This is a genomic window from Phytoactinopolyspora endophytica (genome assembly GCF_004138495.1).
Classification (GTDB): domain Bacteria; phylum Actinomycetota; class Actinomycetes; order Jiangellales; family Jiangellaceae; genus Phytoactinopolyspora; species Phytoactinopolyspora endophytica.
The window spans coordinates 95,916-116,970 of record NZ_ML142864.1; the positions used below are offsets into that span (position 1 = coordinate 95,916).

The window sequence follows — 21,055 nt, forward strand, 5'->3', positions numbered from 1 at the left end:
GCGGGGTCACCAGCAGGACGACGATGGCCGATGGGACCCCACGGAACAGCTGCGCCAGCGCGATGCCCAGCACCCCGTAGATCATGACCATGACGACGTAGCCCGGCACCGCCTCGTTGAGTGGGCTGGAGCCCAGCTCGGGTGAGTCATCCCAGAAGATCGTCCCGATGACGAGATTGATCCCCAGCGACACAACGGCGGCGAGTAGCGCCGTCACCAGAACGATGATGATCTTGGACAGCAGCAGAACCGACCGTTGGGGTATGGCGAGCAGCGACGGCTGGATGGTGCCGTGCCGGTACTCGTGACCCGCGGAGAAGATCCCGATGATGGCGATGAAGATCGGCAGGAACGTGGAGAAGTCGCCGCCGCCGGTGAGGACGGTGATGGCGAGCTCATCGTCGAGGGGATCGTTGCGGGTGGCGATCGCGACGATCAAGGCTATACCGGCGCTGAGCAGCAGGCCGAGCCCGACCAACCAATACGTCGACCGCAGGGTGCGGATACGAACCGACTCGTAGCGGAGTGCGTCGATCATGCGGCACCTCCAGGAGTGAAGTCGCCTTGCGGTCGTTCCGTAGACAGAGGTTGGCCGCCGTCCGGTTCACCCTGCAGGCCGTGCGCCACGTACTCCTCGGAAGCGCCGGTTGCGCTGAGGAAGGCATCCTCCAACGAGGCGCTTCGGGTGGCGAGCTCATGCAGGACGATACCGTCCCGGTGGGCGATCTCGCCGATCACCGAGGCGTCCGCGCCGGAGACCAGCAGACCTCCGCTCTGATCGGGATCGATGGTTGCCCCCATGCCGCGCAATGTCTCCGCGAGCTGTGTCGCCGATGGCGACTTCACCAGGACGGTCGTCTGGGTGAACTGCCGGACGAAGGCGTCGACGTCGCCGTTGAAGATCATCTTGCCCATGCCGATGACCACCAGCTCGTCGGCCATCAAAGACATCTCGGAGAGCAGGTGGCTGGAGACGAAGATCGTACGCCCCTGCGAGGCCAATGTCTTCAGCACGTCACGCAGCCAATGGATGCCGTGCGGATCGAGGCCGTTCGCCGGCTCGTCGAGAATGAGCGTTCCGGGGTCCCCGAGCAGCGCTTGGGCGAGGCCCAAGCGCTGGGACATACCGAGAGAGAAGCCTTTCGGCTTCTTCCGCTTCACATCGGACAGGCCTACGAAATCGAGGACCTCGTCGATGCGCTTCTTCGGCACGCGGCTGCCGGCAGCCAGCATGCGTAGGTGGTTCCGCGCCGTTCGGGTGGGATGAAAGGCCTTGGCTTCGAGGACGGCTCCGATCTCCTGCATGGGGTTGCGGATGTCCTTGAACCGGCGCCCGTCGAAATGTGTGTCGCCGTGGCCGTTGTCCAGGTCGAGCATGAGCCGCATGGTGGTCGACTTGCCTGCGCCGTTCGGCCCGAGGAAGCCGGTCACCACACCTGGGCGTACGTTGAACGACAGATTGTCTACGGCGACCTTGCTGCCGTAGCGCTTCTGTAAGCCTTCTGCGGTGATCACTGGTACTCCTGACACTCGTCATGAGTGGAAATCCACTCCGCCGCCGAACTTATCGGTTCTGCGGCCCGTCCGACGTCATTCGGTGAAATGAATCTTGTGCTCCACCGGAAGGTGGATGCGGCCCCGCTCCGCGCTCGCAGGATGAGGCGCCCGCCTGCCGGCGGCGGGCACTGGGGCGATGAACCCACGGGCCCGGCGTGTTAGGACGCGCTGAGGGCCTCGCGTGCCAGCCGGCCGGCTTGAGGACCGTAAGAGCCCCCGAACAGCACAGCGTGTACGAGGACCGGATGCAGCTGATGAAGCGCCACGCGGTCTCGCCAGCCGTCCGCCAACGGCCAGGCTTCGTGGTAGCTGGCGAGGACCCTGTCGATGTGGCGTAGACCGAACAGAGCGAGCATGGCCAGGTCGGTCTCCCGGTGTCCGCCGTGGGCCGCCGGGTCGATGAGCCAACCCTGCCCGTCGGATCCCCAGAGGACATTGCCTGCCCACAGGTCACCGTGGACCCTGGCAGGCGACTCGGGCGGCCCGGCGAGGTCCGGGAGCTTCTCGATGACGTGTTCCACATCGGCCGTATCGCGCTGGCTGATCGATCTGTTGTTACTGGCCATCCGTAGGTATGGCTCGATCCGGCCGTGAGCCCACATCTGCGACCAGTCAGTCCACGGACCGCCCGGCAGCGGCAGCGTGCCGACCCAGCCATCGCCGGCGTGGGAACCGAAGACATCCGCGCCCTTGCGATGGGTGGCCGCCAACGCACGACCGAACCGTTCGGCGACGTCAGCGGACGGCGGCCCTGGGTCGATCCATTCCAGGACAAGACATTGGCGGTCCACCGCAAGAACGGCGGGGACGGGCACACCGGCGTGAGCGTCGCCGAGCCAGCGCAGCCCTTCGGCCTCGGTCTCGAAGAACCCCTCGTCCGCGTCGGCGAGGGTCTTCACGAAAACAAACCGGCCGTCCGGCAACTCGGCTTTGAAAGCCTGGCAGATATCGCCACCACCGACGGCGGTCACAGCCGATACGGGGCTTCCCAGCAGCTTGGCCAGACGGTCTGTGGCGATCGGCGTCATGAGGCCTGGCGAGGCGTGTCGGAATCGCCGGCGTCCTGGCGCATGTTCAGCCGGAGTGCCTGTACGAAGCTGTCCGCTGCCTCTTCGACGAGGCTGAGAACGTGGTCGAAGCCGTCCTCACCGCCGTAGTACGGATCGGGGACATCCAGGTCGCCGCTGTTGTCGCCGGCGGCTTCGGCCGCGTAGCTGCGCAGCATCTTGACCTTCCGCCGAGCTGTCTCGTCAGGGGCGATCCCGCGAACGTCGGCGAAGTTGGAGCGATCGAGGGCGAGTACGAGGTCGAAGTTCTCGAACCAGGATGCAGTGAACTGCCGCGCCTTGTGTCCAGTGGCGTCGTAGCCATTGACCTGCAATGTCCTCTGAGCGCGGGGGTCGGCGGGGTCGCCGACGTGCCAGCCCCCTGTGCCAGCGGACTCGATGGTGACAGCATCGCTCAATCCGGCGTCGGCGAGGCGACTGCGTAGCACGACTTCGGCCATCGGTGACCGGCAGATGTTGCCGGCACAGACGACGCACACTGCGAACGGAGCCGTCATCGGTCTGGACATCCTGTCCTGGACCGGTTCGATGTCATTGGGGCAGCGACCATGTGCGGAAAGTCAGGAATGCTCACGACGGCATGGTCTCATTGGGGCTGAGTCTGTGTCAGGCGCGCTGCCGCGCGAGTTCGCCGACAGCCAGCGCGAGTTCGGTCGCCAGGTCGAAGGAGCGCTCGTCTTCGGGATGACTGCGCATCCACAGACATACCGTCTGCACGACCGCGCCGGACCAAGCGGGGTCCCGGCGCAACGCAAAACGGACCGAGACGGGACGCGGACTACTCGATGCGATGTCCCACCATTGACCGTCCGAGAACGCCAGCAGCGGATTGCCCATGCCGTCCTCATACACCACCTCGTACTGCTGATGCAGTGGCGACGGAGTGTGGGAGCGCCCCCGAGCCGGAGGCTGTTCGGGCAGCTTGTTGATCAAGTGTTCCTCAGGTGGCCGCTCGGTCAGAAGCGACGCTACGGGGGCATAGCCGATCGTCATGTTGTGTCCACCATGTTCATAAGGGGGATGAACTGGCACAACGACCCCCGTGGAGCCCGAGCGGGCACCCATCGTCGTGCGAAGTGGACACCAAGATACGGCACACTACCGCCTCGGGGAAAGACCTCGGGTCATTCGTTCGGTCGTTATTTGGGGAGCAAAAGGTTGAGGACCCAACTGACAAACGAGACAACCAGGGCACCCAGCACGGCCGCCCAGAAGAAGTCGTTGACTTCGAACGGCACATCCAGCTGCTCTGCGATCCACCCGGTGAGCCACAGCATCAAAGCGTTGACGATGAACGTGAACAGGCCCAGCGTCAGTATGAACAGCGGGAGGGTGAGTAGCTGGACGACCGGTTTGATGAACGCATTGACCAGCGCAAAGATCAGTGCGATCACCCCGAAGGTGAGGATCCGGTCACTGGTGGAGTCGTCCGACGTGATGTTGACGCCGCTGACGATCTCAGTGGCGACCCACAGTGCAAGGCCGTTGACGATGATGCGCACGATGAAGGAGAACACGTTCGAAGAGCGTATATCGTGCGTCAACATGACGCCATCGAGACGTACAGATGACACGACATCGGGGTCGGGCGAGTTGGGAGTGCGGCTGCGCGGTGCGCTGGATGGGCTGCCGTCGTACCGGCCCGGGCGCTCCGCGAGTCCCCCGGCCTCGGGGCACGCCGCAACGACGGTCTACAAGGTCTCCTCGAACGAGAACCCCTATCCGCCGCTGCCGGGCGTACGCGAGGCGGTGAACGATGCCGCCGCCTCGTTGAACCGTTATCCCGACATGTTCGCCACGGGCCTGGTGGCGGCGTTGGCGGACCGGTTCGATGTCCCTCCCGAACACCTGGCTACCGGCACCGGCAGCGTCGGCGTGCTGCAGCAGATTATTCAGGCTTGTGCGGGAGAAGGGGACGAGGTCATCTACGCATGGAGGTCCTTTGAGGCCTATCCGATCGTGGTGGGCGTCTCCGGGGCGGCTTCTATCCGGGTGCCGTTGACCGCGGACGCCCGGCATGACCTCGACGCGATGGCCGCAGCGATCACCGATAGGACCAGGTTGATCTTGCTGTGTAGCCCGAACAACCCGACCGGGCCGGCCATCCGCCGTGCCGAGCTCGAGGCCTTCCTGGACCGCGTGCCGAGTGACGTGCTGGTGGTGGTGGACGAGGCGTATCGGGAGTTCGTCCGTGACCCGGATGTCGTCGACGGCATCGACGTCTATCGCGGACGCCGGAATGTGTGTGTGCTGAGGACGTTCTCGAAGGCGTACGGGCTGGCCGGTCTTCGCGTGGGTTTCGCCATCGCACATGACGACGTGGCGGACGCGTTGCGGAAGACGGCGGTCCCGTTCGGCGTGTCCGGCGTGGCGCAGGCGGCGGCTGTCGAGTCGCTGAAACGGGAGGCGGAGCTGCGGGGGCGGGTCGCCGATCTGGTCGGCGAGCGCGAACGGGTGGTGACCGCGTTGAATGACCAAGGGTGGCGGGTTCCTGAAACCGAGGCGAACTTCGTATGGATGGAACTCGGCGACGCCACGGATGAGTTTGCCCAGAAATGTATGGAATTCGGACTTATCGTACGTCCATTCACTGGTGAAGGATGCCGAGTGACTGTAGGTGAACGGGACGCGAACGAACTATTCCTGCGGATCTCCGCGGAGTGGATTACCAACCGTGAGGTATGACATTCGACACAGCGTTGTCCCGCAGTGTGACTACACGGTCACAGTGCGTGAGGCCCACGCAAATGGTTGCAGGCGCAAAAAGAAGGCACGGACGACGCCCGTGCGTTCGGGGGGCGAGACGCAGGACGCCGTCCGTGCGCCTTCGATGCTACTGCTAGCAGCACATCCCTGGCCAGTCGGGCTCTACAGGGGCGGCGGAAGCAGGCGCGGAAACGATAGCCGCACTCGCCGTCAGTGCCAGGGCAGCGAGCGAGACGGCCAGAACACGCCTGAGACGGGCCACTGCAATCAACCTCCAGGGTCCACGAAGGACTAGCGAAAAATGACTACCTGTAGTGCAATAGTGTCATGACAGAGGAGCCACAGGCAACACTTGACGAGGCGCCGGCCCCAACACCCGTCGGTCAACGTATCCGGACGCGCAGGTTGGAGCTGGGCCTCTCGCAAGCTGATATTGCAGAGGGAATGCTGTCGCCCAGCTATGTGTCGCTTGTCGAGAGTGGTCGTCGCCAGCCCGCCGCGTCGGCACTCCAGCACATCGCTGAGCGTCTCCGCATCGATGTCGAATACCTCCGCGACGGCGTCGATGCGTCAATCCGTACGCGTGCGCGTCTCGCTCTCGGCCGTGCGGAGAAGGCGCTCTACGACGGCCATGCCGAAGAGGCCTACAAGGACTTCACGATACTGGTCGGGGATCCGGGTCTTAATGACGAGCAGAGTCGCCGAGCGCGGCTCGGCCAGGCACACGCGCTGGAGCGAAAGGGTGAGCTCGAAGGCGCCATCGAGCTTCTGGGTGAGCTGGCCGAGGAGGCGCGGCAGAGTCCCGAGGTGCAGGCCTGGCTGGATGTGGCGCTGGCGATGTCCCGCTGCTACCAGAGCGCGGGCGACCTCGACATGGCGATCCAGATCGGCGAAGAGTCGATGCGTGCCGCCCAGGAGATAGGCCTGGAGCACACTGATGAATATGTCCGGCTCGGATGCACCGTGCTCAGCGCTTACCACGGCCGCGGGGACATCGTCCGGTCCCGCACGTTGGCAGCCGATCTGGTCCGCGCCGCCGATGAGATGGGCGCCCCGCATACCCGCGGAGCCGCGTACTGGAACGCGTCGGTCATCGCGGAGTCGAGGGGCGATCTCGCTCAGGCACTGAGTCTGGTCGACCGTGCGTTGGCCCTCTTCGGGGAGGGCGACGACCGCCGGAACCTGGCACGGTTGCGGATGGCCTACGCCTGGCTGCTGCTTCAAGGTGACGAGCCGCGAGCGACCGATGCGCTTGATCTCCTGGACAGCGTGCGGGATGAGATCTCCGCGCATGGTGGCGTCGACGATATCCGGCACTTCGACAGCACACGTGCCGACGCATTGCTGGCGCTCGGACGCCTTGACGAAGCGCATCGGGCGGCCATGGCAGCGCTCGAAGACCTCGGCGACCAGCCCCGGATGGAGTCGGCTCGGGCTCGGCTGGTGCTCGCCCGGGTGTTGCGTGCCGAGGGCGATGTGGACCAGAGCGCGCGAGAGGGTGCTCTGGCGGCGTCGATGCTGGAAGCGATGGGCGCGTCTCGAAGGGCAGCAGCCGCCTGGCGGGAGCTCGGCGACCTTTACCGGGACCTCGGACGCACGGACGAGGCGCTGGAGGCATTCGACCGGGCGCTGCAGTCGATGCGGATCATGCACTCCGTCGGGGCTGGGGTCGTGTTGGATGCGCCGACGGAACGGCGAAGCGAGCTGGCGCTGTACTAGCGCACCGCTGGCACGCCTTCGGGTGTCACGCCACGTGGAGGATTGCCTCCGGCGTCGGGTGTGACTACGGCGACGAGGGGCGGGAAGGACGATACGGTCCTCCCGCCCCTTTTGCTGTGCTGAGACGTGTGGCTGCGGTGGCCCTGAGTGTCTAGGCGCGGTCAGACGCTCTGAGCGACACGCCACAACATATAGGTGACTTGCATCTCTGTAACTACAAGATAATGTGGTTCATGCAGCTGGTATCCCCGGTCCTCCAGGCCGGGGATGGAGGGCTGGATGCCGGACCGGACGCGGTAACCGGTACGCGAGCCCGAACAGGGAACCCGGTGTGAGTCCGGGACTGCCCCGCAGCGGTGAATGGGAACGACAGCCGTCATGAAGCACTGGGCTGGGTCGGAATGATCCGGACGCGCCTGGGAAGCGACGGCCAGTAGGTGGGCGCCACCGATCCAGATGGCGTCCGCGCCCGTGAGTCCGAATACCTGCCGGTTGCCTGCACGCGCCATGCGTGTGGGAGTCCGCGGCCTCGTGGGAGGGCCAGGGGACGATCACGAGGGCTAACTCACCTCCACGGATCGTGTGGATTCGCTGATCGCGTGGAAGTAGCCGACGTCATCTCTCCTTTGCCCCACCGGGGCCCGGACTCGTCGAATTCCGAGCTCGCGAGGAGAGAGCATGAACATCACCGTCGCCAAGCGGGACGGGTCCGTGGAGCCCTACGACGGCTATAAGATCGCCCGCGCCATCGAAACGGCCAGTACAGGCCTGGACGACCAGGTAACTCGGGCAGCACAGCTCCAGTCCGAGCTGGAGATCACCTTGTTCGACGGCATATCCACCGAGCAGCTGGACGAAGCCGTCATCCAGGTGGCGTTGCAGAACGTCAAAGAGGACCCGGCGTACGACACGGTGGCCGCTCGACTGCTGCTCAAGACCATGTACAAGCGCGTCCTCGGGGGCTGCGAGAGGGCCGATGACCTCCTGCCGCTGCACCGCAGCCGATTCCCCACGTTCATCCGGCGGGCCGTCGCCGACGAGATGCTGGACGTGCGGCTCAGCACGGACTTCGACCTGGACCGGTTGGCCGCGGCGCTGGAGCCTGCCCGTGATGACCTGCTCCGTTACATCGGCTTGGTCACCATGCGCAACAGATACATGGTCAGTGGGCCAGATGGCGACCAACGTGAGGTCCCGCAGTTCTTCTGGATGCGGACAGCGATGGGGCTGGCCTTGAATGAGCGCGACGCCACGTCGTCCGCGATCGCCTTCTACGAGAAGATGTCCCGGCTGGAGTATCTGGCCGCGGGCTCGACGCTGGTCAACGCCGGCACGGCGTACTCGCAGCTGTCCAACTGCTTCGTCATGGAGATGGACGACGACATCGAGCACATCGCCAAGAGTGTGCGGGACGTGATGTGGCTGACCAAGGGGACCGGCGGTATCGGGCTCTCGGTGACGAAGCTTCGTGCCGAAAGCTCCCCGATCAGGAGCAACAACACCACCTCCACCGGTCCCATCCCGTTTATGCACACGATCGACTCGACCCTGCGAGCGGTGTCACGGGGCGGAAAGAAGTTCGGTGCGCTCTGTTTCTACATGGAGAACTGGCACCTGGACTTCCCCCAGTTCCTCGACCTCCGGCAGAACTCGGGAGACCCGTACCGTCGCACGCGCACCGCCAACACGGCGGTGTGGATCTCCGACGAGTTCATGAGGCGGGTGGCCGAGGACGACGACTGGTACCTGTTCGACCCGCTCGAGACGTCCGATCTGACCGAGCTGTACGGGGCGGACTTCTCTCGCAGATATGCCGAGTACGTGGCCTTGGCCGAGGCAGGCGAGCTACGTGCGTTCCGGAAGGTCAAAGCCAGAGAGCAGTTCAAGACGATCCTCATCTGCTTGCAGACCACTTCGCATCCTTGGCTGACGTGGAAGGACACGGTCAACAATCGTGCGCTGAACAACAACACCGGCACGATCCACCTGTCGAATCTCTGCACCGAGATCTGCTTGCCGCAGGATAGGGACAACATCGCCGTCTGCAATCTGGCCTCGGTCAATCTGGCCCGTCACCTGGTCGAACCAGCGCGTGGCGAGCGGCCGGGACGTGAGCGGCCGGCCGACAAGATCGCGACGGGCATCGACTGGGGACGCCTGCGCGAGAGCGTCCGGCTGGCGGTGCGGCAGCTGGACAACCTCGTGGACATCACGATCTCCTCGGTGCCTGAGTCAGAGCGGTCGAACGATCTGAACCGTGCCGTCGGGCTCGGCGTGATGGGCTTCACGGAGGTGGTCGAGCGGCTCGGATGGTCGTACGAGAGTGAACAGGCGCACAGTCTGGTGGACGAGCTGATGGAGTTCATCAGCTGGCACGCTATCGACGCAAGCGCCGACCTGGCCCGCGAGCGCGGAGCGTACCCGAACTTCGACGGGTCGCGATGGAGCGCGGGCCTGGTGCCGATCGATACCCTCGACATTGCTGAAGAGCAGCGCGGCATCCCCGTGACGGTTCCCCGTACGGTACGCCTGGACTGGGACGCCTTGCGGGCGAAGGTTCGCGGGGGCATCCGTAACGCGACGCTGATGGCGATCGCGCCGACCGCGTCCATCGGGCTCATCGCCGGGACGACGCCGGGTCTGGACCCCCAGTTCTCCCAGATCTTCAGTCGGACCACGAGCTCGGGGAAGTTCCTCGAGGTGAACCGGAACCTGGTGGCCGATCTGAAGTCTCGTGGTCTGTGGACGGCGGTCCGTGAGGATCTGTTGCGCGTGCAGGGCGACCTGTTGAGGCTTCCATCCGTTCCGGACGAGGTGAAATCGGTATACAAGACGTCGTTCCAGCTTTCGCCGTATGCGTTCGTCGAGGTGGCGGCGCGCGCTCAGAAATGGGTCGACCAGGCCATCAGCCGGAACATGTATCTCGAGACGCGTGACGTGGACGACATGGTCGACATCTACTCGACGGCTTGGTCCAAGGGTGTCAAGACCACGTACTACCTGCACATGAAGCCACGGCACACCGCCGAGCAGAGCACCGTCCGGGTCAACAAGGCGGCAGTGCCCACAGACGACGACGCCGAGAGGGTGCGGGCGAGCTCCGCCATGGCGACCGTGTCGTCCGGCACCACTGGCGAGCATGTCTCTGCGGTGGGCCGTCGCGGCTTCGGTTTCGCCCAGCTCCCCGCTGGCGTGCAGGGCGCTGATATCGCATGTCCCGTGGATCCGCAGGAACGCTTCGAGTGCGATTCCTGCCAATAGCGTGCTGCCTTCGTGGCTTCATGTCACGCACAACCCGGCGTGGAGCACGCCGAGTTGTTACGTGAGGCCACGAAGTCCTGAACTTTCGCCAAGGAGGACACATCATGACGCAAACGATCTTGGGAACCGGCATCCAGGAAGGGCTGTTGCTCAAGCCGGTCCGCTACCCCTGGGCCTACGAGCTTTACAACCAGGCGGTGGCCAATACCTGGTTTCCACACGAGGTGCAGCTGGGTGAGGACCTAGCAGACTTCAAGAAGATGTCCGACGAGGAACGGCACGCGCTGACCTTTCTCATGAGCTACTTCAATCCGAACGAGCTGCTGGTCAACAAGGCCCTCGCGTTCGGCGTCTATCCCTATGTCGGCGCGGCCGAGGCCCATCTTTACCTGGCCAAGCAGATGTGGGAGGAGGCGAACCACGTAATGGCCTTCGAGTACGTCCTGGAGACCTTCCCTATCGACCGGCGGCAGGCGTATGAGGCGCACGTCAACGTGCCGTCGATGGTGGCCAAGGAGAAGTTCGAGGTCCACTACATCCGGCGGATGACCGAGCAGACGCTGGACATCGGTACCACTGAGGGTAAGCGGGATTTCGTCCGCAACCTCGTCGCGTACAACATCGTCTTGGAAGGGATCTGGTTCTACAGCGGGTTCATGGTGGCGTTGAGTTTCCGGCAGCGGAATCTGCTGCGGAACTTCGCGTCGCTGGTCGACTGGGTCGTGCGAGATGAGAGCCTGCACCTGAAGTTCGGGATCAACCTGATCCTGACCGTGCTCGATGAGAACCCCGACCTGCGGACCGAGGAGTTCGCCGCCGAGATCAAGCAGATGATCGTCGACGGCGTGACGATGGAGGAGCAGTACAACCGGGACCTGCTGCCCCGCGGCGTCCTCGGGATGAACGCCGACTACATCAATCAGTACGTCAGGTACCTGGCCGACCGGCGGCTCGAGGAGCTGGGCTTCGCCCCGCATTACAACGTCACCAACCCGGCGAAATGGATGGCAACAGCGAACGACACCCTCCAGTTGGTCAACTTCTTCGAGTCGACCAACACCAGCTATGAGGTGGATGCACGCGCGCGTTGAGGCTGAGGCACCCCGCGCCATCGCATATTGGTGCCGTTCCCGCTGTCCAGCGATGCGTGGGGTGCACTATCCTCGAGCTCTCAGTGCGACGTGGAGGTCGGGGACGTGTCGACAGTAAAGTTCGGTTCACCGAACTTAAAATTTCGATGCCATGCACTCTTCGCCTGCCTGGCGCCGCTGGCCGTGACAGCGTGCGGGGCCGGCTATGAAGCGGTCGGCTCCACCGATGGGCGGCCGAAGGTCATGACGACGTTCACCGTGCTGGCCGACATCGCCCGCAATATCGGGGGCGACGCCATCGTCGTCGAGTCCATCACCAAGCCGGGCGTGGAGATCCATGGGTACGAGCCCACGCCGAGCGACGTGCGACGGGTGGCCGACGCGGACATGATCCTGGAGAACGGCCTGGGGCTTGAGCTGTGGTTCGAAGACTTCATGGCCAGGGTCGACGCGCCGAGCGTCGTCGTGACCGACGGCATCGACACGATCCCGATCGCCTCAGGCGACTACGAGGGCGACGCCAACCCGCACGCGTGGATGTCACCGCTCAACACGGCCGTCTACGCCGAGAACATCGCGGATGCTTTCGCGGAGCTCGATCCGGACAACGCCGGGCTGTTCCACGCGAATGCGGCTGCTTATGCGGACGAGCTCCGTGACGTGCATGACGAGCTCGTGACTGGGGTGGCCGAGCTGTCCGAGAACCAGCGTGCACTGGTCAGCTGTGAGGGCGCGTTCGCCTATCTGGCCCGGGACGCCGGTCTGATCGAGGTCTATCTGTGGCCGGTGAACAGCGACGAACAAGGCACACCGAGGCAGGTGACCGGAGCAATCGGCTACGTCCGCGACCACGACGTTCCGGCCGTGTTCTGCGAGTCCACTGTCGACGACACGCTGCAGCGACACGTGGCGCGGGACGCGGACGCCGAGTTCGGCGGAGTCCTCTACGTGGACTCGTTGTCCACGGACGACGGTCCCGTCCCGACGTACCTCGACCTCATCCGGACCGACGTGCGGACGATCATCGCGGGCCTTACCGAGGACGGGAGCTGACGCGTACATGGCATCAGGTTGGCCGATCGAGACGGGCGTCGCCGGCGCCCGGGAAGCGGGAACGGAGTCGTAGCAGATGTTCGTGGCAGGTGGTGAGGTGACGGGCGATCGGATGACGCCCGAGGCGGCTGTCGAGGTGACCGACGTGACTGTCGTCTACGGTGACGTCGTCGCGTTGGAAGACGTGTCGGTCCGGCTCGGGCCCGGCCGGGTGTGCGGCCTGATCGGGATGAACGGGTCCGGCAAGTCGACGTTGTTCAAGACCATCATGGGTTTGGTGCGTCCGAGGGCCGGGGAAGTCCGGCTCTTCGGTGCCGATCCGGCGCGCGGCCGCCGTGCGGGTGAGGTCGCCTACGTGCCACAGGCGGAGAACGTCGACTGGGAATTCCCACTTCGCGTCCGTGACGTCGTGACCATGGGCCGCTATGGACGGATGTCCCCGCTACGGCGGGCTCGGGCGGTGGACCGAGCCGCGGTCGACGACGCGCTCGAGCAGGCGGAGCTGGTCGACCTGGCCGACCGTCAGATCGGTGAGCTCTCCGGTGGCCAGCGTCGGCGGGTCTTCGTCGCGCGCGGGATAGCCCAGGACGCCCGGCTGCTACTGCTGGACGAGCCGTTCTCCGGCGTGGACAAGCGGTCCGAGGCGACGATCTCCAAACTGCTGAGGCGGCGGGCGGACGACGGCTGCGCGGTGCTGATCGCCACGCATGACCTGAACACGACGCCCGAGCTCGCCGACGAGGCGATCTTGTTGCACCGGCGGGTGCTCATGCATGCGGCGCCGGGCGAGGTGCTGCGTCCAGAGAATCTGGCACTGGCCTTCCACGCCGGGGAGGTTGCGGGTTGATCGAGTTTCTCACCGACCCGGTGCAGTTCGGGGTGATGCAGCGCGCGTTCCTCGTGACCATCGTGGCGAGTGCCGTGTGTGCGATCTTGTCCTGTTGGCTGGTGCTCATCGGATGGTCGCTGATGGGTGACGCGGTCTCACACGCGGTGGTGCCCGGCGTCGTTCTCGCGTACCTCGCCGGAGTGCCGTTCGCCGTAGGGGCGTTCGTCTTCGGCTGCATCGCGGTGTGGCTGATCGGAGCGGTGCGGAGTACATCGCGAGTCAAAGAAGATGCGGCGATCGGAGTCGTGTTCACGACGCTGTTCGCGCTGGGGCTGGTGCTCATCTCGGTGACGCCCAGCCAGGTCGACTTCAACCACATCCTCTTCGGCAACGTCTTGGGCATCTCGGACTCGGAGCTGGTCCAGGTCGTGGTCCTCGGTGCACTGACGGCCGCGGTGCTTCTGGTGAAGAGCCGTGACCTGACGCTGTACGCGTTCGACGCCGACCACGCACACGCCATCGGCATCAGTCCGCGGCGTCTGCAGGTCCTGCTGCTGGCGCTGCTGGCGTTGACCGTCGTCGTCGCGCTTCAGGCGGTCGGCGTGATCCTGGTCGTCGCGATGGTGATCACCCCCGGGGCCACGGCGTACCTGCTGACCAACCGGATGGAGCGGATGCTGCTGGTGGCGCCGCTGCTAGCGGTCGGGTGTGCGGTGGTGGGCCTGTACTACTCGTACTATGCCGACGTCTCCTCAGGCGGTGCCGTCGTGCTCGCCCAGGGCCTGCTGTTCTTCGCGGTCTATCTGCTTGCGCCCCGTGGACTGTTCGGCCTGCGCATCCCGTGGCCGCGGCGTGCCGTGCACCGGTGAGTGCGCACGACGTCTATGTCAACTCCGGACGCCGACTGTTCACCCTCCGTATCGATTCGCGCGCGGCGCACTTCACCAGGTCTGCATTCGGGTTGCACACGATCGAACGTCATGGGGCGTCCTAGCACGCCCCTGGACAGATTCGGTCGAGGAGAGGCGGGCATACCGTGAACAGCGGTCCTCAACAAACGAACGGTCGGAACAGGTCGGGTATCTCCCGGCGCGCGTTGTTCGCCGGCGGTGGTGGCACAGCGGTCGCGGCGATTGTCGGTCTCGGCGCACAGCCGGCTCTGGCGACGACGGCGAAGAGCGGCGTCCCTGCTCGCCGGACATCGGCGGCGGGGCTGACGGAAGCCGACCCGCACGCGCACACCGCGCGGACATCGGCATCGCGGTCCGGCCGCCCGCAGTCGCCGGAGATCCGCATCCTGCCGATCAGCCGGGCCAAGTTCCTGGCCGGTGCCCGTTTCGACCTGCGCGTGGAGGCCATCGGCGTCGACCCTGAGACCGCCCGGATCGACATCTCGGTGCAGGGTCCGGATGGCCCGGCACCGATCCTCACCGGTGAGCCCGAGCGTACGAGCTCGGAGGAGGACAGCCTGGAAGTGACCTACCGGGGTGTCTTCTATGAAGCCCCCGGTGAGTACAAGGTGTGGGTGAACGTGCGCTCGCGCGGCCGCACAGCACGGGCCGAGGTCGGCCACGAGGTGGCCGTCGCGGAAACCGGCGAGACGAAGGCCAAGAACGTCATCTTCTTCCTGGGTGACGGGATGGGCACGCCGGCCATCACGGCGGCGCGCATTCTGTCGAAGGGCCTGACCGAGGGCAAATACCACGGGCTGCTTGAGATGGACCAGATGGAGTACCGCGGGTTGGTCGGCACGTCCGGTGTGGACGCCATCGCCACCGATTCGGCCAACTCGATGTCCGCCTACATGACCGGGCACAAGTCCTCGATCAACGCCATGGGCGTCTACGAGGGCAACGATCCGGACCCGAACAACCATCCGTGGGTCGAGACGATCGCGGAGCTGCTGAAGCGGACACGTGGCATGTCGGTTGGCGTGGTGACGACGGCCGAGGTGCAGGACGCGACTCCGGCGGCGGTCTTCGCGCACACGCGTCGCCGGTCGGAGTACGCCGGGATCATGGACCAGGCGCTGGCACCGGACCAGATGCCCGATGTCTGGATGGGTGGCGGACAGGCCTGGTTCCTGCCGCAGACGGAGGAGGGGTCGAGTCGCAGCGACGACCGCGACATGATCAAGGAGTTCGAGAATGCCGGTTTCACCCACGTCGCCAACCGGGCGGACCTGAGCGCGGCCACCGATGGTGGCACGCCGGAGAAGCTTCTGGGCCTCTTCCACCCCGGAAACCTGAACGTCTACCTGGACCGTCAGCAGGTCAAGCAGCCCGAGGTCCTCGGCGAGTGGGACGACCAGCCGACCCTGATGGAGACGACCGAGGCCGCTCTCAAGGTGCTGGAGCAGAACCAGAACGGCTTCTTGCTCATGGTCGAGGGGGCGTCGATCGACAAGATGGAGCACCCGCTCGACGGCCCGCGGGCCACCTACGACACGATCGAGCTCGACCAGGCGGTCGGCGTCGCCAGGAGGTGGGCGGAGAACCGCGACGACACACTCATCGTGGTCACGGCCGACCATAACCACTCGATGAGCATCGTCGGTACCCATGATCGTCGCCAGGACGAGGGCCGTCAGGCGAACGCCGTCTACGCCGACGCGGGCTTCCCCACCTACGTCGACGAGGACGGCGACGGATTCCCGGAGGACCCCAACCCGGAGGTCGGGCTGTTCTACGGCTGGTCCAACCACCCGGACCACTCTGACGACTTCCAGCACAACACCGTGTTCCAACAGCCGGCATTGGTGGATGAGGACTCCGACGAGGCCGTCGATAACCCCGAGCGGGATCCCGACGCCGAGCTCCAGGTCGGTAACCTGCCACACCCGCAGACCAACTGCGTGCACACGGTCGAGGACGTGTCGATCTTCGCCTCCGGCCCCGGGGCGGCGCGGTTCAACGCCTTCCTCGACAACACCGAGGTGTTCCACGCCATGATGGACGCGCTCGGCCTCGACCCGCTGAACGAGGAGGCCTGACTCCGCTGTCCCAGGGCTCTGGATCCCTGGCACCGTCGGCTATGGCTGATGGTGCCGGGATCCGCTGCGCAGGACACTAGGCTGTGCGGTGTGGTCGTTGAGCACCCGGGCAAGGTATCGGTCGCGGCGGAGGACTGCGTGAAGGTCATCTACGCCGCGCAGGAGTGGGACAACGTCGCGGTGACCGCGTCGTACCTGAAGTCTCGCCTGGGCGTCGGCGCACCCGCGGTGTCGGAGATGGTGCGACGCCTCAATGACCAAGGACTCGTGACCCATGAACGATACGGCCCGGTCTCGCTGACCCCGGCGGGGACGGCGCTCGCGCTGCGGATGCTGCGCCGGCACCGTCTGGTCGAGACCTACCTCGTCGCCGAGCTGGGCTACCGCTGGGACGAGGTGCACGACGAGGCGGAGCAGCTTGAGCACGTCGTCTCCGACCGGCTGCTGGACCGGATGGACGAGCGGCTGGGTCACCCTGTACGTGACCCGCATGGCGACCCGATACCGGCCGCCGACGGCACGGTACATCGTCCTGATGCCGTGCGGCTGTCCGCTCTGTCAGCCGGCGACGCCGGTATCGTCGCGCGGATCTCCGACGACGAGCCCGAGCTCCTCCGCTACTTCACGGCCAACGAGATCGCGCTCGACCAGCGTATCGAGGTGCTCCGCCGACGCTCGTACGCGGGATCGTCCACGATTCTGATCGGCGCCGGCGACGCTGCCACCGAGCTGGAACTGACCGATGTCGCCGCCTCTGCCCTCTGGGTCACCCGCGCCGCGATGTAGAGCTTGCGAAGCGAAAGTCAACCGGAATGTGGGCGGCGTCCGTCCAGCGTTAGGCGAGGTGCGACACAAAGGCGAGCGGGGGATTTCCGTCCATGGTGTGGCGGGCATCAGCGAGGAGGAGCCCCAGCGACGACGAGTCTGCTGGGCGAGGACGGAAATCCCCGCTCGCCTGTACGCAACCACGGCCTATCCGACGCGGACCCGGGCGAGCTGGCGGGATTGCGCGACGAGCGAGCCGTCGGCGTCGTAGACCTCCGCTTCCTCATCGAACCATCCGTCCCGGACGAGTCGTCCGCGCAGATGGACCGTCAGCCAACCTGGGGCGGGGAGGCTCCTGGTCAGCACAGACAGCTCGACAGTCGGTGCCCATCCCAGCCGGCCCAGGCCGAAGACTGTCGGAGGGAGCGAGTCGACCGCGAGCGCGAGGACGATCGGGTCCGGTTGCGTACCGTCGACCATCCGGACGTGTCCGCGCATCGACAACTGGCCCGCGGGGCGTCCGGAGAACCAGCCCAAGGTCTGCGGGTCGAGGCGGAGATCTACATGCTCGAGCACTCCGACGTGCGTGCCGTCCGGAAGGTCGACGACGGCGGGGATGCACTCGTCGACGGGTGCGACCGCTTCCGGCGGAGGGCCTGCCCATTCGACGTCCGCGTCCCGGTCCAGGGAGCCGGTCGTGATCAGAGCTTCCACGCGGGGTATCTGATCTTGGGCGAGAGTGGCGCGCAGGGTCGCTGTGGTGCGGCCTGCGCGAAGAAGTTTGACGGTGATCTGCGCGGGCCCGGGCGTCGGTGGGGCGACGTAATGGGCACTGGTGCTGATCGGGTGCGGATGAGGTGACTCCGCGGAAACCGCCTGCAAGATCAGAGCGAGCAGGTAGCCGCCGTTGGGCACGTCGCCCACGGACCAGGTGCCGTCGATGTCGATGTCATAGCAACCGGGTTCCGTCAGTTTGACGGTCGTCGCTTCCTTGAAGTCGGCCACGGCAACCGACCCTATGCTAACGATCAGTTGCTGCCTAGACACCCTCAGTGAGAATGGCGACGTCTGCCCAGGTCGTGGGCGGTAAATTCGGAAAGCTCACATGTGCCTGAGATGAGTTGCCTGGGGCGGGTGATGCGGGTATGAGGCGATTCGATACCATTCCGACGGCAGAGATGATCTTGACGATAGACCATCACCACGCAAGAGCTGAAATACCTGCCTGTAACGGGGGCTGGTGGGGGGAAGAGAAGGAACGCAATGCCAACCCCTGTCCGAAGAAGGGCCGCGCTATTGTCGGGTGGGCTCGCGGTGTCCATGATCGGGTTCACCGCCACGGCTGCCGTCGTTGTGGCCGACGAGGACGAAGCGCTCGCGCCCGCTGAAGCGCGAACGAACGCCCAGCTGACCCCGGAAGCCAACATCCACGGCTTAAAGGTGCGACTCGACAACGCCCGGAGACCGTACGGGACGACGCTGTTCGGCCTGACAGCCGAGAGCGGGACGTCGCTGCAGGCGTACTGCGTCGAACTACATGTTCCAGTCAACTACGACCATCCGGGCATGGAGGAGGTTCCCTGGGACCAGTATCCCGATCCCGACTCTCCGTTCCACGAGAACCGTGACCAGGTCAACTGGATCCTGCACCACTCTTACCCGGCTGTCGACGTCGAGGAGATCGAGGCAGTCGTCGACGTCTCGTTCCGGGACGGCTTGTCCGAAGACGAAGCCATCGCCGCCACGCAGGCCGCAGTGTGGCATTTCAGCGACGACGCCGACTTGGCTCGGACCAACCCGACTCCGGAAGATCCCCAGTCGGGCAACGACGTCCGTGCGCTCTACGAGTACCTGACCGGCGATGAGAACGTCGGGATCGGCGATGAGCCGGAGCCCGAGCTGGCGCTGGACCCCGCCTCACTGACTGGGGAGAGCGGCGCACAGATCGGTCCGTTCGAGGTCTCCACCAGTGCGGAGGCGGCTCAGCTGTCGTCGGACCTCCCCGAGGGCATCGAGCTGGTCGACGCTGACTCGCAGCTCCTTGGCGAGGAACTGGCCGACGGAAGTGAGATCTACGTCGATGTGCCCGAGGACGCAGCGGGCGGCGAGGGCAGCTTTGGTCTGGAAGCGGAGGCCACACTGAGCCTGGGCCGGCTCTTCGTCGGCGATGAGTACAACAAGAGGACGAAGGACGAGTATCGGACTCAGTCGCTGATTCTGGCCAGCGCGGAGAAGACCAAGGTCGAGGTCGAGGGCCAGGTGGCGTGGGTCACGCCGGAGGAGCCCGAGGAGCCGGAGGAGCCGGAAGAGCCGGAGGAGCCGGAAGAGCCGGAGGAGCCGGAAGAGCCGGAGGAGCCGGAAGAGCCGGAGGAGCCGGAAGAGCCCGAGACCCCCGAGTCCACACAGTCGCCCACGCCGGAGCCGACCTCACCTCCCCAGGACGATGAGGACGACGACGATGAGGACGACGACGAGACTCAGAGCCCTGAGCCGTCCGCACCGCCGGAGGACGAGGACGACGATGATGAGGACGAGGACCTGCCGGACACCGGTACGGACTCCACGATGCTCATCGGTGCCGGGCTCGTCGCCATGCTCGGTGGGGCAGCCGCCCTGGCCCTGCAGCGCCGCGGTCTGACGGTCGGCCGTAGCCAGAGCTGAGGCGGTTGATCGTTTTCCATGAGTAGGGCCTCCCTGGTGCTGGACACTCGGGAGGCCCTACTTTTCACCGTTCAGCTCCAGGCGAGGGCGTTGCCAGGATCTTCGAGCATCGACGCGATGTCAGCCAGGAATCGCGATCCCTGCTCGCCGTCGACGAGCCGATGGTCGAACGACAGCGCGAGCGTGGTGACCCAGCGTGGCTTCACCTTGCCTTTGTGTACCCACGGTTGCCGGCGCACGGTGCCGAACGCCAGGATCGCCGCCTCGCCTGGATTGAGGATCGGCGTTCCGGTGTCGACACCGAAGACCCCGACGTTGGTGATGGAGATGGTGCCACGCAGCATGTCGGCGGGTGGCGTCTTGCCGTCGCGTGCAGTCGAGGCCAACTGGTTGATGCTCTGAGCCAGATCGCGCAGGGACATCTCGTGGGCATCCTTGATGTTCGGCACGACCAGCCCTCGCGGGGTGGCCGCCGCGATCCCGAGGTTCACGTACCGCTGCACGACGATCTCGCCCGCGTCGTCGTCCCAGCGGGTGTTCACCTCCGGTGTGCGAGGGACGGCGATGCACAGCGCTCGGGCCACAAGCGCCAGCGGTGTCAGTTTCACGTCCCTGAACTCGCGAGACTGGCGTAGCCGGTCGGCCAGTTTCATCGTGCGGGAGACATCGACGGTCACGAACTCGGTGACATGCGGCGCGGTGAAAGCGGACTGCACCATGGCAGCTGCCGTCTTACGGCGCACGGACCGGATCGCGACCCGCTCTTCCCTGGGCTGTCCATGCCAGCCCAGGCCGGTCGGCACGTGTGCGGGTGTCGTGGGCGCGGACGGAGCGCCGGCGTCTGGCGGGGCCGTAGCGAGGCCGGCTGTCGAGTCGGCGGTGGGAGCAGCGGTGGTAGCCGACGCCGTGGCCTGGACGTCATCGCGGGTGACCGTGCCGTGAGGGCCGGTGGGGGTCACCGTGGAGATGTCGACGCCGAGATCCTTGGCGAGTTTTCGTACGGGTGGCTTGGCCAGGACTCGTGCCCGGGGAGCGTCCGTGGAGCCGTTGCCCTCTGCCGTACCCTCCGTGGTGCGGTCGGCGCCGACCGCACCTGCCGCCGGCACCGCGATGGGTTTGCGGGGACGGCGCTTCGCCGAAGCGGTACGTGGGCCGTAACCGACGAGGACAGGCTGGCGCGCTTCCTCCTCCGGTCGCACCGGCGTCGTCTCGCCGTCCTCGGCAGCGTCGGCTGTGGGATCGGCGGACGCCTCCGGTCCGGGCGCGGTGGGACGTGCTGGGGAGTCGCCGCCCTGGCCCGATTCGGGGCCCGGCGTGGTCGCCTCACCCTGGCCGCCGCCGTCGCCGGCCGGCG

Annotated in this window: 18 protein-coding genes and 1 riboswitch; of the genes, 10 read left to right on the forward strand and 8 right to left on the reverse strand. The window is 65.7% G+C overall.

Going from position 1 to position 21,055, the window contains the following annotated elements:
• The 6 genes from ELR45_RS25630 to ELR45_RS25655 all read right to left on the reverse strand — a co-directional run.
• Positions 1-538: ABC transporter permease (locus ELR45_RS25630; protein ID WP_165368096.1), on the reverse strand; the 538-nt coding region annotated here is incomplete at its 3' end.
• Entirely contained in the window at positions 535-1,515 is a 981-nt protein-coding gene (locus tag ELR45_RS25635; RefSeq protein WP_129668876.1) for an ATP-binding cassette domain-containing protein, read from the reverse strand. The genes ELR45_RS25635 and ELR45_RS25630, both read right to left, overlap by 4 nt.
• A 200-nt stretch (positions 1,516-1,715) precedes the next feature.
• The gene (locus ELR45_RS25640; protein ID WP_129668877.1) at positions 1,716-2,585 is read right to left on the reverse strand and encodes a fructosamine kinase family protein; all 870 of its coding nucleotides are present in this window, start codon (positions 2,583-2,585) and stop codon (positions 1,716-1,718) included.
• On the reverse strand, positions 2,582-3,121 hold the full coding sequence (locus ELR45_RS25645) for a low molecular weight protein-tyrosine-phosphatase (protein ID WP_129668878.1): 540 nt from the start codon (positions 3,119-3,121) through the stop codon (positions 2,582-2,584). Before ELR45_RS25645 ends, ELR45_RS25640 begins: the two co-directional genes overlap by 4 nt.
• Positions 3,122-3,230: 109 nt before the next feature.
• Positions 3,231-3,617 carry a hypothetical protein gene (locus ELR45_RS25650; RefSeq protein WP_129668879.1) on the reverse strand — a complete coding sequence of 129 codons (387 nt, stop codon included), beginning with the start codon at positions 3,615-3,617 and terminating at the stop codon, positions 3,231-3,233.
• A 146-nt stretch (positions 3,618-3,763) separates the two neighbouring features.
• Complete coding sequence (locus ELR45_RS25655; RefSeq protein WP_129668880.1) at positions 3,764-4,141, reverse strand: phage holin family protein; 378 nt, start codon at positions 4,139-4,141, stop codon at positions 3,764-3,766.
• A gap of 28 nt (positions 4,142-4,169) precedes the next feature.
• Between ELR45_RS25655 and hisC the strand changes: the two genes are divergently transcribed.
• The 9 genes from hisC (at position 4,170) to ELR45_RS25700 (ending at position 17,061) form a co-directional block, all read left to right on the forward strand.
• Complete coding sequence (gene hisC, locus ELR45_RS25660) at positions 4,170-5,309, forward strand: histidinol-phosphate transaminase (protein ID WP_129668881.1); 1,140 nt, start codon at positions 4,170-4,172, stop codon at positions 5,307-5,309.
• Positions 5,310-5,657: 348 nt separating this feature from the next.
• A complete protein-coding gene (locus ELR45_RS25665) occupies positions 5,658-7,049 on the forward strand; it encodes a helix-turn-helix domain-containing protein (protein WP_129668882.1) in 1,392 nt (463 codons plus the stop codon).
• Between the two features lie 297 nt (positions 7,050-7,346).
• A riboswitch (cobalamin riboswitch) is annotated at positions 7,347-7,544 on the forward strand.
• A gap of 183 nt (positions 7,545-7,727) precedes the next feature.
• A complete protein-coding gene (locus tag ELR45_RS25670) occupies positions 7,728-10,310 on the forward strand; it encodes a ribonucleoside-diphosphate reductase subunit alpha (protein WP_129668883.1) in 2,583 nt (860 codons plus the stop codon).
• A 104-nt stretch (positions 10,311-10,414) separates the two neighbouring features.
• Entirely contained in the window at positions 10,415-11,401 is a 987-nt protein-coding gene (locus ELR45_RS25675; protein WP_129668884.1) for a ribonucleotide-diphosphate reductase subunit beta, read from the forward strand.
• Between the two features lie 105 nt (positions 11,402-11,506).
• On the forward strand, positions 11,507-12,454 hold the full coding sequence (locus ELR45_RS25680) for a metal ABC transporter substrate-binding protein (RefSeq protein ID WP_240760141.1): 948 nt from the start codon (positions 11,507-11,509) through the stop codon (positions 12,452-12,454).
• 112 nt (positions 12,455-12,566) lie between these two features.
• Positions 12,567-13,301, forward strand: a complete 735-nt coding sequence (locus ELR45_RS25685) for a metal ABC transporter ATP-binding protein (RefSeq protein ID WP_129668940.1) — start codon at positions 12,567-12,569, stop codon at positions 13,299-13,301.
• A gap of 35 nt (positions 13,302-13,336) precedes the next feature.
• A complete protein-coding gene (locus ELR45_RS25690) occupies positions 13,337-14,152 on the forward strand; it encodes a metal ABC transporter permease (protein ID WP_129668941.1) in 816 nt (271 codons plus the stop codon).
• A gap of 167 nt (positions 14,153-14,319) precedes the next feature.
• Positions 14,320-16,275 (forward strand): alkaline phosphatase, encoded by a 1,956-nt coding sequence (locus ELR45_RS25695; protein ID WP_129668886.1) that lies wholly within the window; start codon positions 14,320-14,322, stop codon positions 16,273-16,275.
• 90 nt (positions 16,276-16,365) lie between these two features.
• The gene (locus ELR45_RS25700) at positions 16,366-17,061 is read left to right on the forward strand and encodes a metal-dependent transcriptional regulator (protein ID WP_240760144.1); all 696 of its coding nucleotides are present in this window, start codon (positions 16,366-16,368) and stop codon (positions 17,059-17,061) included.
• A gap of 186 nt (positions 17,062-17,247) precedes the next feature.
• On the opposite strand, the gene ELR45_RS25705 is transcribed toward ELR45_RS25700, so the two are convergent.
• Complete coding sequence (locus ELR45_RS25705; protein WP_129668888.1) at positions 17,248-18,045, reverse strand: thioesterase family protein; 798 nt, start codon at positions 18,043-18,045, stop codon at positions 17,248-17,250.
• Between the two features lie 315 nt (positions 18,046-18,360).
• On the opposite strand from ELR45_RS25705, the gene ELR45_RS25710 reads away from it, so the two are divergent.
• Positions 18,361-19,701 (forward strand): thioester domain-containing protein, encoded by a 1,341-nt coding sequence (locus tag ELR45_RS25710; RefSeq protein ID WP_240760150.1) that lies wholly within the window; start codon positions 18,361-18,363, stop codon positions 19,699-19,701.
• 71 nt (positions 19,702-19,772) lie between these two features.
• Here ELR45_RS25710 and ELR45_RS25715 read toward each other — a convergent pair.
• On the reverse strand, positions 19,773-21,055 hold a 1,283-nt coding region (locus ELR45_RS25715), incomplete at its 5' end, for a dihydrolipoamide acetyltransferase family protein (RefSeq protein ID WP_205857262.1).

What these genes read in the sequence shown, in the direction of transcription:
- ELR45_RS25685 (WP_129668940.1), top strand. Translation starts at nt 12,567, where the DNA reads ATGACGCCCGAGGCGGCTGTCGAGGTGACCGACGTGACTGTCGTCTAC.
- ELR45_RS25640 (WP_129668877.1), bottom strand. Translation starts at nt 2,585, where the DNA reads ATGACGCCGATCGCCACAGACCGTCTGGCCAAGCTGCTGGGAAGCCCC.
- ELR45_RS25650 (WP_129668879.1), bottom strand. Translation starts at nt 3,617, where the DNA reads ATGACGATCGGCTATGCCCCCGTAGCGTCGCTTCTGACCGAGCGGCCA.
- ELR45_RS25675 (WP_129668884.1), top strand. Translation starts at nt 10,415, where the DNA reads ATGACGCAAACGATCTTGGGAACCGGCATCCAGGAAGGGCTGTTGCTC.
- ELR45_RS25710 (WP_240760150.1), top strand. Translation starts at nt 18,361, where the DNA reads ATGATCGGGTTCACCGCCACGGCTGCCGTCGTTGTGGCCGACGAGGAC.
- ELR45_RS25690 (WP_129668941.1), top strand. Translation starts at nt 13,337, where the DNA reads ATGCAGCGCGCGTTCCTCGTGACCATCGTGGCGAGTGCCGTGTGTGCG.
- ELR45_RS25665 (WP_129668882.1), top strand. Translation starts at nt 5,658, where the DNA reads ATGACAGAGGAGCCACAGGCAACACTTGACGAGGCGCCGGCCCCAACA.
- ELR45_RS25645 (WP_129668878.1), bottom strand. Translation starts at nt 3,121, where the DNA reads ATGACGGCTCCGTTCGCAGTGTGCGTCGTCTGTGCCGGCAACATCTGC.
- hisC (WP_129668881.1), top strand. Translation starts at nt 4,170, where the DNA reads ATGACGCCATCGAGACGTACAGATGACACGACATCGGGGTCGGGCGAG.
- ELR45_RS25670 (WP_129668883.1), top strand. Translation starts at nt 7,728, where the DNA reads ATGAACATCACCGTCGCCAAGCGGGACGGGTCCGTGGAGCCCTACGAC.